A 14,130-nucleotide genomic window follows, 5' to 3' on the forward strand; every position below is an offset into this window, starting at 1 on the left:
CTACGCCCCTACGTACGCTGCCAGGTGCTGCCCGGTCAGCGTCGAGCGGTCGGCGACAAGCTGCGCCGGGGTTCCCTGGAAGACGATGTTGCCACCGTCGTGCCCGGCACCCGGACCCAGGTCGATGATCCAGTCGGCGTGCGCCATGACGGCCTGGTGGTGCTCGATCACGATGACGGACTTGCCCGAGTCCACGAGCTTGTCCAGCAGGCCCATGAGCTGCTGCACATCGGCCAGGTGCAAGCCGGTCGTCGGCTCGTCCAGCACGTAGATTCCGCCGGGCTCGCCCATGTGGATGGCCAGCTTGAGGCGCTGGCGTTCACCGCCGGAAAGCGTTGTCAGCGGCTGTCCGATGCTCAGGTAGCCCAGGCCGACGTCGAGCATGCGGGAGAGGATCTTGTGGGCCGCGGGGATGCGCGACTCTCCGGCGGCGAAGAACTCCTCGGCCTGCGCCACGGACATGGCCAGCACCTCTGAGATGTCCTTGCCGCCGAGCTTGTACTCGAGGACCAGCGAGTCGAAGCGCTTGCCACCGCATTCCTCGCACGGGTTGGCGACCCCGGCCATCATGCCCAGGTCCGTGTAGATGACCCCGGCGCCGTTGCAGGTGGGGCAGGCGCCCTCGGAGTTCGCGGAGAACAGCGCGGGCTTCACGCCGTTGGCCTTCGCGAAGGCCTTGCGGATCGGTTCGAGCATGCCGGTGTACGTCGCCGGGTTGGAGCGGCGGGAGCCCTTGATGGCGCCCTGGTCGATGGTCACCACGTCCTCGCGCCCGGAGACCGAGCCGCGGACCAGCGAGCTCTTGCCCGACCCCGCGACGCCGGTGAGCACCGTGAGCACGCCCAGGGGCACGTCGACATCGACGTTCTTCAGGTTGTTCATGTCCGCTCCGCGGATTTCCAGCGCTCCGGCCGCTGCGCGGGTCTCCGGCTTGAGCGTGGCACGGTCATCGAGGTGCCGCCCGGTGAGCGTGTCGGCGGCACGGAGCCCCTCGACAGTGCCCTCGAACATGACCTCGCCGCCCAGCGACCCGGCGCGCGGGCCCAGGTCGACCACATGGTCGGCGATGGCGATGGCCTCGGGCTTGTGCTCGACCACCAGGACGGTGTTGCCCTTGTCGCGCAGCTGCAGCAGCAGTTCGTTCATGCGCGCGATGTCGTGCGGGTGCAGCCCGATCGTCGGCTCGTCGAAGACGTAGGTCACGTCGGTGAGCGAGGAGCCCAGGTGGCGGATCATCTTGGTGCGCTGCGCCTCGCCGCCTGAGAGCGTGCCGGAGGGGCGTTCCAGCGACAGGTAGCCCAGACCGATGTCCACGAAGGAGTCCAGGGTCTCCCCCAGCGCCTCGAGCAGCGGTGCGACGGCCGGTTCGTCAAGCCCGCGCACCCACACGGCCAGGTCGCTGATCTGCATGGAGCAGGCGTCGGCGATCGACACCCCGTCGATCCTGGAGTTGCGGGCGTGCTCGGCCAGCCGTGTGCCGCCGCATGCGGGGCAGGCCGTGAAGGTGACGGCGCGTTCCACGAAGGCGCGGATGTGCGGCTGCATGGCGTCGACGTCCTTGGCCAGGAACGACTTCCGCATCTTCGGGATCAGGCCTTCGTAGGTGAGGTTGATGCCCTCGACCTTGATCTTGGTGGGTTCGCGGTGCAGCAGGTCGGAGAGCTCCTGCTCGCTGAAATCGCCGAGCTTCTTGTCCATGTCGAAGTAGCCGGAGCCGGCGAAGATGCGGCCGTACCAGCCGTCCATCGAGTAGCCGGGGACCGTCAGTGCGCCCTCGGAAAGGGACTTTGTCGCATCGAAGAGCGCGGTGAGGTCGAAGTCGGTGACGGTTCCGCGGCCCTCGCACTCGGGGCACATGCCGCCGGTGATGGAAAAGCTGCGGCGCTCCTTGACCTTCTTGCCGCCTTTTTCCAGGGTGACGGCACCGGCGCCGGAGACGGAAGGCACGTTGAAGGAGTAGGCCTGCGGCGAGCCGATGTGCGGGGTGGCCAGGCGGGAAAAGACGATGCGCAGCATGGCGTTTGCATCGGTGACTGTGCCGACGGTGGAGCGCGGGTTCGCACCCATGCGTTCCTGGTCCACCAGGATTGCCGTTGTCAGGCCCTCGAGCACGTCGACGTCGGGGCGGGCCAACGTGGGCATGAAGCCCTGCACGAAAGCGCTGTAGGTCTCGTTGATCATGCGCTGGGACTCGGCGGCGATGGTGCCGAAGACCAGCGAGCTCTTGCCCGAGCCCGAGACTCCCGTGAACACGGTGAGGCGGCGCTTGGGGATCTCCAGGCTGACGTCCTTGAGGTTGTTGACCCGCGCGCCGCGCACCCGGATAAGGTCGTGGCTGTCGGCCCGGTGTGCCGTGGCCTGCTGCGTGCCGCTGTCGCTGTCCGTGGTCGTGCCCATCGTGTCTCCCTCGTGTTGCGTGGTGGTGTGCGCCGAGTCGATCCTACGTGGTTCGACCGACGCTTTCGCCCTGCGGCGCGGAACCGTCCGCCGCTTAGTCGACCCGCCGGGCCGTACGCTGCGGGGTGGTCGCCCGCGGGGTGATCAGGAGCGTCGCAAAGAGCACTGCCGCGACCAGCAGGAACGCGTTGAGCAGGCCGAAGTGCTCGCCCAGGAATCCGATCACCGGCGGCCCCACCAGCATCGAGGAGTACCCGAAGATCGCCACGATGCCCACGCGCCGCGGTCCGTCGGTGGGGTGCGCGGCCGCCACGGACATTCCCACCGGGAAGCCCAGGGATCCGCCGATGCCCCAGAGCAGCGCGCCGGCGAACACGGCCCACGGCGCGGGGGCAAGGATGAACAGGGCGATTCCCGCCAGCCCCAGCGTGCCCATCGACACCAGTGCGCGCTTGTGTCCGTAACGGTCGATCAACGGGCCGCCGAAGAACCGCCCCGCGGTCATCGCCGTGACGAATGCCCCGAAGACCAGCGCGCCACCGGCCTCGGTGAACTGGTGCTCGTCCACCGATGCGATGGCGAGCCAGTCGTTGGCGGAGCCCTCCGCAAACGCGAGGCCCGCGACCATGAGCCCGATCAGCATCAGGTGCCCGTCACGGAACACCCCGAGCACCCGCCGGATCCAGGGCAGATCCTCCTTTGGCATGGCCTCGCCACCCTCGACCGTCGGTTCCAGGGCCGTCACGTTTCGGGCGAAGACCAGGCCCAGGACAACGATCAGCAGACCGACGCCGGCGAAGTTCCACAGCACCCCGATGTTCGCCCGGGCCGCCGCGGCGCCGCTGACAGCACCCACGATGGTGCCAAGGCTGAAGAATGCATGCATCATCGGCAGCAATGTTTTGCCGATGGCGCGTTCGACTGCGGCGCCGTCGACATTCATCATCACGTCGGTGGCACTGAAGACGAACCCGTAGAACACCAGGATGAGCACGGCGGCTGGCACATTGCTCGTGAGATCGGTCACGGCACCCAGGGCCGCCAGCCCCAGGCCAAGGCATACCAGGCCCGTCGCGATCCCGCGCCGAACTCCCATACGCGCCAAGATGTTTGCCGCGAAGGCCAGTCCCCCGATCGAACCGATGGCAAGGGCGAAGAGCAGGATACCGACGTCCGAGGTGGACAACGAGAGTTCCTCGCGGACGGCCGGCAACCGGGCCACCCACGTGGCGAAGGCGTATCCGCACAGGAAGAAGATCCCGAAGATTGAATTTCGCCACATGACATGGCTTTTTGGTGTGCGCGCAAGCGCGGGGGCGGCATGTTGCTCGGGCAACGGAAACCTTCCGGATCGTGAGTAAAGAGGGGGCGAATGCAGGCGCTCGCACAGTTGCGTTTGCGATTTAATTGCCTTTCATCATACTGCCGGACTAACCGCGTGGCGAGAACGCTCCGCTGTTTGGGCATACGGCGCCCCAATATGACGAAATATGAGCCCAGCACCTCATTGGGCTATGATTCTTGTGCCTGCCTCCGTAGCTCAGTGGATAGAGCAACAGCCTTCTAATCTGTCGGTCGCGCGTTCGAATCGCGCCGGGGGCACCACGAGAAAGCGGCTCCGACTAGGGATTTCCCGAGTCGGAGCCGCTTTTTTTGGTTTCCGGGTGGCCGTTTTGACCACAGTTTGACCACAGTTTTCCTTTTTCAGTCCCTCTGGCCGCGCCTCCGCCGGGCCCGTAACGCGTCCATGGTGATGACGTTCGACTCCTCTGGCTCGGGATCCCAGTGCGCCGAGAGCTTCTCCGCGGCCTCGCGTTTCATCTCGATCAGAACGTGCTGGTAGCGGCGCAACATGGCCTCTTGGGACCAGCCGAGAGTGCTCATGACCACGAGGTTAGGCACGCCGAGCAGGAGCATGGTCGTGGCCGCCGTATGCCGGCCGTCGTGCACCCGGATGGCAGGCACCCCGGCGGCCGCCAGGAATGCCTTCCAGTCACTCCAGTCGGAGCGGTGGTAGATGGGCCGGCCATCGGCATGGCTGAATACCAGGTCGACGGTTTCGCCGTTGGCGCTGACGAACGGCGCCCAGTCCTCGGCGCGGCCGGCGAGTTGGATCTCGCGGTGCTTCTTGAGCGCCCGGGCCAGCTGCGTCGGCATGACAGTTTCCCGTAACCCGGCATGCGACTTGGGATCCTCGGTGAAGTATCCCCCGCCGTGCCGTTGCGGGCAGTTGGATCCATAGCGGCGCCCACATTCATGCTCCCCCGCCTTTTCCGCGCAGCCGTGCTTCCAGGGCAGCGTGAACAGCTCCCGCTTGATCCGTAGGGTCCCGGCCTCGAAGTCGATGTCATCCCACCCCAGGCCCAGCGCCTCTCCTTGCCGCGGACCAAACACCAGGTTCAGCACCCAGCGGGCACCGTCGTCCAAGGACAGCGCGAGGTTGATCAGCTTGCGCGCGTCCTTGACGCTCAGCACGTCAGGCACGTACTCCCCCGGCTGGGGCGCATCCATCAGCGTCGCGGGATTCACCTGGAGCACGCGCCGCTGCACAGCCACGTTGAGCGCTCGCCGGAGGACGCGGTGCACGCCGGCGATGGTTGATTCGGAGAGCGGGGACTTCCTGTCCCGCATGGCCTGGTAGATGGATTCGAGGTCTTCCGGGGTGAGTTTGGCCAGACGCTTGCGCGAAGCCGGGTGCTTCCGGACGTAGTTGTTGACCTTGCCGTTGTAGTCATTGAGGCTTCGCGCCCGGAGCTTGCTGGGCGCGATGGTCGTGAGCCAGTGGTCGAGCCATTCGATGAGTCGGTAGTTGCCGCCAATGACTATTTGGCCGTTGGCGTGCTTGGCTCGGGCGTCTTTGAGGTTGGCGCTGCATTCTGCCTTGGTGGCGCCGTAGACGGTGGTGCGGATGGTTCTGCCGTCAGCTCCCACGCCGATGGCGAGGTGGGATTGCCAGCGGCCGTCGGCGCGTTGGGTGGGCATGGTGCCATCGCCGTTGCCGCGGCGCGTTTTGTCGGGTGGTGGTTCTGGGTTCTTGCTCATGATGATGCCCCTTTGAGCGGTGCAAGTCTTCTGATTTTGGGTGCACGAATGCCGCGCCGGTGCGGGGCGTGCGGGGTTGTGGATTTGTTGCCGGTCAGGCGATGTGGTGTTCGTTGGGCCAGAGCGCCTGCAGCTGGTCTCCGTCGAGGGTCTGGAAGCGGTCGATGAGGACTTCTTCGGTGACCGAGAGTTCTTCGGCCAGCTCTGCCATGGAGCGGGCCCAGCCGGCATGTTTAGCCAGGGCTTCGAAGGGCACGAGGATCCTCGCCGTCTCGAGGCACACGCTTCGTTCGACGGCCGGCGGTTGGCAGCCAGTGTGGCCGCGGCGCATGTGCACCATTTCGTGGGTGGTGAAGCAGCGGTCTTCGATTTGGGTGACCCGCGGGTCGATCCAGATGCGGCCGGCTCCATCCGTTGCTGCTGGCGCGTCCGAGAGTGGGCGCGTCCAAATGACTATTGCTTGCGCGAGCGTGCGCAGCTCCCCGAGTACTTGAGACATATCATCGAATATATATTCGAATGTTCAGGTTTGGGAAAACGAGGTCGATCAAGGTATGTCGCGCGACTACTCCCCGTCGGGGTCCTGGTTTTCCTCGCCAACATCACCGTAGACATCATCGAATTTGTCTCGATGCAGCTTCACATTTGGGTGCGCTGCCAGCTGCTCGCGTGGCGGCAGGGTTTCGAACTCCGGATCTTCCGGATCCATCTTCTGTCCCGCGACAACCTCACGGCTGGAGCCAACCGCACGGAGCGTGCGCTTGCCGGGTGGATTCGCTTCGGGTTTGTCCTGGTCTTCATGGATCGTCTCGCCTTGCGTCGCTAGCATCGCGTCGATCACCGAAAGAATTATTCGCTGGTCTCGCTTGCTTATCTCAGTAGAGGTGCGAACGACATCAACCAGGGGCGTGGAAGTATCCTGCGACTGATGGTCAATGCCCATCGAATCTAGGACGGCCCGCGTAACTCGAGCCTCCGAGAGACTCAAAACTCGGGACAGCATCCGAATGGTTTCAGCCTTGATCGTAATGATCGGATCATCCTTGATGCGCCCAAAGTTCGTGTGACTCATCGAATAGCCAGCGTCAGCTGCCCGCTTCGATAGAGCTCGGAGGGACCAGTCATTGCGGTCCATAACCTCCTGGATAAGTTTCCCCAGTGGGTGGAGTTCGTTCACAGGACAACCTTGGACTACTCGAGATGCGCGTACCAACAAGGCTGGACACCAGCTGTAACGCGTGGATGGACACTAGAAACCTACCAGATTTGGCACATTCTGCCCCGGTTCCGCGCGGGTAAGCGGAAAAACGTAAAGATTGAGTGGACACCACGCACATCGTCTAGTAACGTTCTACTGGACACAGCGACACGAAAGGAGTTACAGTGAATATCGTCAAACACCCGCGAACTACAGGAGGTCTTTGGATGGAACTCCGAGACCGGAAGATGCTTCAGCGGCTCATGATCGTCCAGGACGTATCCAACAGGCGGCTAGCACTGGCCGCAGGGTGGAAGTCCCACAGCTACATGAACCGACTGGTTAAGGGCGAGGTAAAAACACTGGAACCGGAACCGGCGCTTCGCATCGCCAAGTTCCTCGGCGTCGGGGTCGAAGATCTTTTTTTGACCCAAGTGTCAGATTTCAATGGACTGACCGGCACGGAAAAGAAGACGGCATGAATGCGCCGGACGTTCCGGCACCTCTCACTGCGTACGGCTGGCACTGCCAGACCCAACAGCGCGCCAGAGGGGCGAAAGCCTTTCAGGCCTACGTCGCAGGGGAACTCGCCAACGCTCTCGCCGACGAAGCGCCTGCCGACGAGGTTGAGGACAAGCTCGCCGCCTTCAAGTGGGCGCGCAACGAATTCGCCAAGTGCAAGGCGGTGGCCGAACTGGCGGAAGCCGAGTACGTGGCCGAGATCGACGCATCGATGGCAGACCGAAAGAAAATGCCCCCAGCCGTGGCAGCGGCTGAGGGCGTCGAAACACCAAACGACTAGGAAGGAATTTCAATGGCAACTCTACTAGAGCAGCGCAACGACTCCCCCGCGGAACCGCCGGGACAGATCGTCGAGGGCGAAGTCCCGGTGGCCACCATGCCGCTGCGCCTGGTCTACAGGTTCACCGAGGCGGCTCAGCTGCTCGGCATCGGACTGACGACTCTCTACGGCCTGGTGAACGACGGCATCTTGCCGGTCACGAACATTGGCACCGATGGCAGACATATCAACCGCGTCTCCGCGGCGTCTCTCACGGCATTCATTGAGGAGCGAACCGCCACGGCACCCAAGGAGTCTGTCGCATGAGCCAGCGGAAGTACGGCGAAGTGCTGATCACGATCCGTGGCGAGCGGTCCAAGCCTGTACGCCTCGACGTGTCTTGGACGTCAAGGGCAGACCTTCACAGCCAGGTGAAGGCGAAGGTCGCCGCGTGGGCCAAGCACATTTGGAAGCGTCAGAACGCCCAGGTCGACATCACCACGCTGGATACAGATGGAGGCGGCAAGATCCTGATCAATGGCGAGACCGAGGCTGTGGCCCGGTTCAGGGTGGAGCTGCAGAGCCTATCCGTGCCGGAGCCGGTCGCCGCGTTCGACATCGTGGGTGCGCGGTGAGCCGGGTGGCGGCACGCCGCCGGATGCTGCGCTTGTACCCGCTTCTGGCTGGGGCCGGCGGGGTTTTCTGGATCTCGAACGCGGCCGTGACCAATTCCGGGACGGTGCTCGGTCTGACGTTGATGGCTGCCGCGGCGATCGGTGCCGTACGGGATGCGGATAGGACCGCATGAGCGCGAAGCAGGGCGAGATCCCAAAGCCGCCGGCACCGGATCTGGTGCGCATCGATTTCACCACGACTCGGGAGCACGCCGAGGTGGTTGTCACCAGCGCGGTCGACGCGCTGGAGGGGATGGCCGCGAACTTCGCCAACATCCAGAGCGTCATGATCGGCCGCGGCCAAGCGGGCCCGGCCGTCTACACCAACCAGCAGCTGGGCAAGATCCTCGAGGCACTGGTCGCGGCCCAGCAACTACTAGACAAAATCACTACTCAGGGGGAACAGCAGTAAATGGCAACGACGTTCGAAGATGTCCTGATCGAGAAGATCCGGGCGAACACCGCAAATATCCGTGAGGATCTCGGCGACATGGAGACCCTGACCAACGACGTGAAGACGATGGGCATCAAGACCCCCGTCATCGTGTACCCGCACCCGGAGGTCGAGGGCGACTACCTCCTGCAGGAGGGGCACCGCAGACGGCGTGCCGCGATTCAGGCGGGCCTGTCCACCATCCCCTGCATCATCGTCGATGCGCCGAAACGTGGCCAGCGCGAAGACCTCGAGGTCATGCTCACCACGGGCAGGAACCACAAGACGCTGACCGAGGCCGAGGTAAACCACGGCATCCAGGGGCTCTTGGATCTGGACATGGATGTGACCACGATCTGCAAGAAGTTCAAGATGTCACGCTCCGAGGTCAAGGCCCGGGCGAAGCTGACCGCGGCGCCGGAAGCGCTGCAGCAGCGTTTCGAGTCGGGTTCATTGGATCTGTTGGGTATCCAGAAGATCCAGGAGCTCGAGGAGCAGGGCGCCGAGGGCGTCTTGGATACGGTGCTCTCCCAGCTTGGCGCCCCCTATGTGCGTCATGACCAGAACTCCGTAGCCCGCACCCTTGAACGGGCCAAGACCATTCACGCGTCCAAGCTTGAGACCACGCGGCTCGTAGCCCTGGGCGGGGTGGAAGCGCCGAGCGACGCGAGCTACTCCGGTGCGTTCCGTCGGGTCACCGAGGACAAGCACGAAGAGGAACACATTGCCTTGGGCCACCAGTTCCGTCGGGGCCAGTACGACGGCGAAACCGCCTGGTTCGCGAAGCAGTCCGCTTCGAAAACGGCGCCGGCCACGGATGCAGAGAAGGCGGAGAAGCAGAAGGTCCGCGCCTTCAACGGTCTGCTGGGCATCGCCTACCGCGCCCGCCAGACGTTCCTGGCCGAGGCCGTTCGCGCTAAGGACGGCGGCGCCGGCCCGGATGCCGACTTCGAGATGCTCTTCAACTACGCCCGGGCCGACATCATGCGTCTGGGCCACGATTTCCTCGGCGAGGTAACCGGCATCCATTACCCGGAGGGCGCCGACGAGTACGGCGCGGGCCACAAGCTGCACCGCGACTGGGCGGAGAAGGTAGAGAAGCGCCTGCGAACCTTCACCTGGCGGCAGATCGCCCGCATGGCCGCGCTCTACGGCGAGAAGGACACCGACAAGCAGCTCCGCTTCGCCAAGTCCTTCGAACGCACCGGAGCCGACAGCGCCGGCGCCTGGCGAAACCGGGCGCGCTGGCTGGAGAAGGTCCAGCGGCTCTTCGGGTACCAGCTGGATTCGACCGAGGTCGAGGCCCTCGAGTGGGCCAAGGTCAAGGCCGGCCCCGACCGGGACACCGACTACGACGTGGACACCGTAACCGAGGCCTGCGCCGACTGCCGGCAGTCTGTCGTCGGCGGCGAAGGCTGGGAAGGCCGCTGCGGCGAATGCGCTGACCGGGCCGAGGCCCGCACTGAGGCGAGCGGGGTCGAAGACTAGTGCCGTTCACGAAGGTTAGTGATCAGCTGCGTCTAGCTCCCGACTTCATCGCCCGCCGCCGAAGCCTAGCCATCCCACCGCCGGACTTCTTTGACCTGCGCTCGCCGTACCGCGAACTCGATGCCCGGGCTGATGCAGTGTGGCCGCGGGCCGGCATCCGCCCGATGCCGTTGCTGCAGGGGCGCCGCTGGTGGGCCGTCCAGCTCTGGGACGCCCCGGGCGTGAAGGCTCTGGTCCGGCACGAAGATGGACTGCTGATTCCCACTGGCCTCTGGCTGTGCGCGAATTTCGCGACGTTGCCAGAGGCGATGGATTGGGCGGCGGCTGAGGTGGATAAGCGCCGCCCAAAAGCCTACGCCTCGGGCCCGTGGGGCGCAGCGTGCTGAACGAGTCGATCAAGCAGGCCTTGCCAGCACCGGAGGGCAAGCGCGGCGATCAAGTTGATTGGCGCGAGCAGGCCTTGTGCGCGCCGTTCAAGTATGACCCGTCGAACGACCCGTGGTTCCCGGTCAGCGTTGCCCAGGAAAGCACGGCCATGGGCATGCAGATCTGCGCCCGGTGCCCGGTCCTAGATACCTGTTGGTCGGATGCCTTGGAGAAGGAATCCCGGGGGCAAGTACATGGCATCCGTGCCGGCCGCACTTCGGAGCAGCGCAGGAGCGTCTATCGGCGCCGGAAGCGCGACGCTGCGAAGACCAACGCTCAGGCGGCAGCCGAGCAAGCAGCATGACCCACGGTGTGGCCCTGTCTTGGGGGCAGGACCACACCACCAGGGGTGCATAGGGAAGCCAAGCGTGACCGGTGGGGATTCTTCCCCCAAGTACTGATCCACCACGTCACGCCGCGCCGGGTTCGAATCCCGGGCACCTCACGAAGCAACGCAACCAATTTGAAAGGACTCACCACATGCCCAATGAAAATGCCGGTCTCCTCGCAAGGCTGTCGGCTTCCGGTGGCCGCAACATCGACATGCTGAAACGTGCCCAGATGGCCGAAGCCGCAGTGGCCGGTGTGCGGGAGCTTCACCGTCCGGTGTGGCACACCTGGATGGGGGTGGTCGGCATTCCAGCTGCTGGCTGGATCTGTGGCCACTGCACACCCGCAGGCGCGGTCACAGAGATAACGCACCATCCCTGCCCGACGATCAACGTACTGGACGGGAGCGGGGAATGATCTGGCATCGACTCCGAGGGCACGCAATCGCTCCATTCCGCGTAGTCGTCGGCTTTGGCTCGCCGTGGCGCTGGGCATGTTCCTGCGGCAAAACCTGGGGCAGCAAATGAGCCGCCGGATGGCCGTGGTTGCCGCTGCGGTGCTTCTGCTCGCCGGGTGTGCGGCGCCGGTGTCCGGGACCGTCACCGGCAAGGACTACGACCCGCCCCGAACCGAACGCTACCTGCGTACCGACCGGCAGCCCTGCGGGACCGACACCTACTGGACCACCCAGTGGTCCGGCACCGGGTCCACCCGAGTCAGCCGCCAAGTCCGGCACACCCGCACCAAGTACTGCACGACCCAAGTCCCCGACACCAGGCATGTCCCGGCCGACTGGGACCTCACAGTCCGCGACGACGAGGGCAAGACCCACGAAGTCGACGTGAACCAGATGACCTTCAACCGCTACCAGGTCAACGACCGGTACGAACCCGAGAAGTAAGGAAGAGACCAATGGGATACGGAGCCTACACACTGCCAGATGGCCGCGAGGCCGGCTATCTGGTCGACGCGCCCTGCGACAAGAGCGGATGCGACACCAAGATCGACAGAGGTCTGGGATTCCTGTGCGGCCAGAACCCGGAGGGGTGGCGGGACGCCAACGAGCCAGGCTGCGGTAACTACTACTGCGCGCCACACCGGTACGGCGAGCACGATTGCACAAACCCGGCCTGCGATTTGTACTCCGCGGACGGCAACGCCTGCTGCGGCCTGGTGAAGGGGCACGATCTGCCGCACGAGAACGCTTTCGACGGCACGAAGTTCACCGAAACCGAAGACGATCAGGAACTGGCGGGTGAGAACCCACAGGTCACCCCCCTGGGTGAGTACGGCGAAGACTGGCTCGTTACCGGCACCAGCGACGCACACAGTGCCGAGGAAGCCGTCCGTGCCGGGTGGAAGGCCGACCTCAGCGACGAGGACTACCAAGAACAGTACGGAGACGTGCAGCTGGGCGACCTGCGGATGACGTATCGCAACGACTGGGCATGGAAACGGTACCCCGGGCGCACGCCGGAGGAACCGCTGGACGAAGGCGACGAACTTGTCTCCGGTGCCAAGGCTCACGGCCTGCCGATCTTCGCCGGCTACATGGTCACGCTCTAACGCCCAACGCTGCTCGCAAGACCAACAGACCCGGGACGGCCACCTGTTTCCCGGGACGATTCACCAACAACCAAAGCGCCATGGAAAGAGGCAAATGACAGGTTTGTATTACCAGGACGATCACGTAACGCTCTACCACGGGGACTGCATGACAGATCATCGGGAATGGCTTGACGCTGACGTTCTAGTAACTGATCCACCGTACGGAATGAGCTACCGCAGCAGCTCCAGCAAGCACAACGGCCCGACACCCGCCATCAGCGGGGACGACACGCCCCAACTCAGAGACGCTGCAATCCGTGCATGGGGACAAAAGCCCGCGTTGGTATTTGGGACGTGGCGGGTAATCCGACCCACCGCAACGAAGCAACTCATCGTTTGGGACAAAGGCGATTCGCCTGGCATGGGAGACCTCTCGATCCCATGGGGACCATCACACGAAGAATGCTACGTACTCGGCACCGGCTTCCACGGCAAACGGACCGGCTCGGTAATGCGAGTCAAGGGCCTATCCGCCGGCAGCAAGGACCGCCCAAATCATCCAACACCGAAACCGCTCTCACTCATGGAGCGACTCATCGAGAAATGCCCACCCGGCACCATCGCAGACCCATTCGCTGGCTCAGGCGCAACCCTGGTAGCCGCGAAAAACCTCGGCCGCCACGTCATCGGCGTGGAGCTCGAAGAAAAGTACTGCGAGATCATCGCCCAGCGATGCTCACAAGGCGTATTCGACTTCTCATGAAACGGAGAAAACACTGACCACGAAACCCAACCTCGAAGACCTCCTGCAGGACCGACTCACCAAACTTCAAGACCAAGACGCCGGCGCCGCCCCCGCCGCGGCCTGCACAACCTGCGGCCGCGGAAACGGTCCATGCACCCACGCGGAATCCGACTGCGAATGCTGCTGGTGCTGGCGGCAAGACCGAGGCGCGTAGTGACCGGCTGGCTAGCCGAGGTCTACGCATGGTTCTGGCACTGGTACACCACCTGGCTCTAACCAAACACACTCACCAACGACCCACCGCGCTCGCCGATGGGTCAACTACAAGAGAAATGAAATGGGGGAATCATCATGAAGTTCGTTGTATCGAACGAGGGACTGCGGGCCGCGCTGCTCGCGGTGAAGGCGCACACCTCGACGGACAAGGAAGACCTGATCGGTCGCTCGCTGGTCCTGACCGTGAACGATGCCGGCCACCTGCTGGTGACCGCATCCGATGGGTGGACTTCCGGGATGGCCCGGGTTCACATCGACCAGGACGACTGGTCCGGGGAAGTCGGAACGCTGACGATCGACCGCGACCAGGCGGCCCAGATCGCGGGGATGTTCCATAGCAAGCTCGCGATGCTCGAGGTCACGGTGTCGAGCACAGAGACGCCGCCCGAGCGAGCCGGAGAGAAGCCGGGCATCATCAACACCGTGACGGTACGCCAGCTGGGCCAGCTCTTCGGCGGGGACCAGCTCAGATTCAGCACGCCGTTCCAGAAGCGGGACGTTGAGGGCCTGTGGCACGCGGTCGGTTCCGCGCTGCGGCGCCGCCCCGCGGCCATTCCAGTCACGCTGGTGTCGCAGAAGCGGTTGGCCGCCTACAGGGCCGCGGCCACGGCCTACGACGAGGCGCTGCAGATCTCGGTGGCCGGTGAGGGCGGAAGCCTGCTGGTGCAGTGTGGCGCCGACTTCATTGGATTCTGCCACGCCGGGGTCCCGTTCAAGGATGAGATCGTGGCCAAGGAGCGCAATGCCTGGGTACGCGAGCTGCCGTTGAAGATGGAAGCGGTCAGCTAGGGG

Annotated in this window: 18 protein-coding genes and 1 tRNA gene; 14 read left to right on the top strand and 5 right to left on the bottom strand. The window is 64.4% G+C overall.

Translation table 11 applies throughout. From position 1 onward, the window contains the following. Positions 1 to 2,397, bottom strand: a complete 2,397-nt coding sequence (locus ACSYDW_RS01170) for an ATP-binding cassette domain-containing protein (protein ID WP_438336868.1) — start codon at positions 2,395 to 2,397, stop codon at positions 1 to 3. A 94-nt stretch (positions 2,398 to 2,491) separates the two neighbouring features. Beyond that, complete coding sequence (locus ACSYDW_RS01175; protein ID WP_438336869.1) at positions 2,492 to 3,679, bottom strand: MFS transporter; 1,188 nt, start codon at positions 3,677 to 3,679, stop codon at positions 2,492 to 2,494. A 247-nt stretch (positions 3,680 to 3,926) separates the two neighbouring features. Between ACSYDW_RS01175 and ACSYDW_RS01180 the strand changes: the two genes are divergently transcribed. Then, positions 3,927 to 4,002, top strand: a tRNA-Arg gene (locus tag ACSYDW_RS01180). 99 nt (positions 4,003 to 4,101) lie between these two features. On the opposite strand, the gene ACSYDW_RS01185 is transcribed toward ACSYDW_RS01180, so the two are convergent. The 3 genes from ACSYDW_RS01185 to ACSYDW_RS01195 form a co-directional block, all read right to left on the bottom strand. Further along, positions 4,102 to 5,439 carry a tyrosine-type recombinase/integrase gene (locus ACSYDW_RS01185; protein WP_438336870.1) on the bottom strand — a complete coding sequence of 446 codons (1,338 nt, stop codon included), beginning with the start codon at positions 5,437 to 5,439 and terminating at the stop codon, positions 4,102 to 4,104. Positions 5,440 to 5,533: 94 nt separating this feature from the next. Next, the gene (locus ACSYDW_RS01190) at positions 5,534 to 5,938 is read right to left on the bottom strand and encodes an ImmA/IrrE family metallo-endopeptidase (protein WP_438336871.1); all 405 of its coding nucleotides are present in this window, start codon (positions 5,936 to 5,938) and stop codon (positions 5,534 to 5,536) included. 66 nt (positions 5,939 to 6,004) lie between these two features. Further along, positions 6,005 to 6,616, bottom strand: a complete 612-nt coding sequence (locus ACSYDW_RS01195; protein ID WP_438336872.1) for a hypothetical protein — start codon at positions 6,614 to 6,616, stop codon at positions 6,005 to 6,007. Between the two features lie 206 nt (positions 6,617 to 6,822). Between ACSYDW_RS01195 and ACSYDW_RS01200 the strand changes: the two genes are divergently transcribed. The 13 genes from ACSYDW_RS01200 (at position 6,823) to ACSYDW_RS01260 (ending at position 14,127) form a co-directional block, all read left to right on the top strand. Continuing rightward, the gene (locus tag ACSYDW_RS01200) at positions 6,823 to 7,119 is read left to right on the top strand and encodes a helix-turn-helix domain-containing protein (RefSeq protein ID WP_438336873.1); all 297 of its coding nucleotides are present in this window, start codon (positions 6,823 to 6,825) and stop codon (positions 7,117 to 7,119) included. Then, positions 7,116 to 7,439 carry a hypothetical protein gene (locus ACSYDW_RS01205; RefSeq protein ID WP_438336874.1) on the top strand — a complete coding sequence of 108 codons (324 nt, stop codon included), beginning with the start codon at positions 7,116 to 7,118 and terminating at the stop codon, positions 7,437 to 7,439. Before ACSYDW_RS01200 ends, ACSYDW_RS01205 begins: the two co-directional genes overlap by 4 nt. Positions 7,440 to 7,451: 12 nt before the next feature. Beyond that, complete coding sequence (locus ACSYDW_RS01210; protein WP_438336875.1) at positions 7,452 to 7,745, top strand: helix-turn-helix domain-containing protein; 294 nt, start codon at positions 7,452 to 7,454, stop codon at positions 7,743 to 7,745. Continuing rightward, the gene (locus tag ACSYDW_RS01215; RefSeq protein ID WP_438336876.1) at positions 7,742 to 8,053 is read left to right on the top strand and encodes a hypothetical protein; all 312 of its coding nucleotides are present in this window, start codon (positions 7,742 to 7,744) and stop codon (positions 8,051 to 8,053) included. The genes ACSYDW_RS01210 and ACSYDW_RS01215 overlap by 4 nt, the downstream gene beginning before the upstream one ends. 169 nt (positions 8,054 to 8,222) lie before the next feature. After that, positions 8,223 to 8,504, top strand: a complete 282-nt coding sequence (locus ACSYDW_RS01220) for a hypothetical protein (protein ID WP_438336877.1) — start codon at positions 8,223 to 8,225, stop codon at positions 8,502 to 8,504. After that, positions 8,505 to 10,013, top strand: coding sequence for a ParB/RepB/Spo0J family partition protein (locus tag ACSYDW_RS01225; RefSeq protein WP_438336878.1), 1,509 nt, complete (start codon positions 8,505 to 8,507; stop codon positions 10,011 to 10,013). Further along, the gene (locus tag ACSYDW_RS01230; protein ID WP_438336879.1) at positions 10,013 to 10,399 is read left to right on the top strand and encodes a hypothetical protein; all 387 of its coding nucleotides are present in this window, start codon (positions 10,013 to 10,015) and stop codon (positions 10,397 to 10,399) included. Before ACSYDW_RS01225 ends, ACSYDW_RS01230 begins: the two co-directional genes overlap by 1 nt. Next, positions 10,393 to 10,743 carry a WhiB family transcriptional regulator gene (locus ACSYDW_RS01235; RefSeq protein ID WP_438336880.1) on the top strand — a complete coding sequence of 117 codons (351 nt, stop codon included), beginning with the start codon at positions 10,393 to 10,395 and terminating at the stop codon, positions 10,741 to 10,743. The genes ACSYDW_RS01230 and ACSYDW_RS01235 overlap by 7 nt, the downstream gene beginning before the upstream one ends. Positions 10,744 to 10,919: 176 nt before the next feature. Then, positions 10,920 to 11,186 (top strand): hypothetical protein, encoded by a 267-nt coding sequence (locus ACSYDW_RS01240; RefSeq protein WP_438336881.1) that lies wholly within the window; start codon positions 10,920 to 10,922, stop codon positions 11,184 to 11,186. Between the two features lie 64 nt (positions 11,187 to 11,250). Next, positions 11,251 to 11,670, top strand: a complete 420-nt coding sequence (locus ACSYDW_RS01245) for a hypothetical protein (protein WP_438336882.1) — start codon at positions 11,251 to 11,253, stop codon at positions 11,668 to 11,670. 11 nt (positions 11,671 to 11,681) lie between these two features. Then, on the top strand, positions 11,682 to 12,335 hold the full coding sequence (locus tag ACSYDW_RS01250; protein WP_438336883.1) for an OTU domain-containing protein: 654 nt from the start codon (positions 11,682 to 11,684) through the stop codon (positions 12,333 to 12,335). Between the two features lie 403 nt (positions 12,336 to 12,738). Further along, positions 12,739 to 13,080, top strand: a complete 342-nt coding sequence (locus ACSYDW_RS01255; RefSeq protein ID WP_438336884.1) for a DNA methyltransferase — start codon at positions 12,739 to 12,741, stop codon at positions 13,078 to 13,080. 333 nt (positions 13,081 to 13,413) lie between these two features. Continuing rightward, positions 13,414 to 14,127 (top strand): hypothetical protein, encoded by a 714-nt coding sequence (locus ACSYDW_RS01260; protein ID WP_438336885.1) that lies wholly within the window; start codon positions 13,414 to 13,416, stop codon positions 14,125 to 14,127. Positions 14,128 to 14,130: the final 3 nt, after the last annotated feature.

The sequence above is a fragment of the Paeniglutamicibacter selenitireducens genome (assembly GCF_051550675.1).
In the GTDB taxonomy this organism is placed as follows: domain Bacteria; phylum Actinomycetota; class Actinomycetes; order Actinomycetales; family Micrococcaceae; genus Paeniglutamicibacter.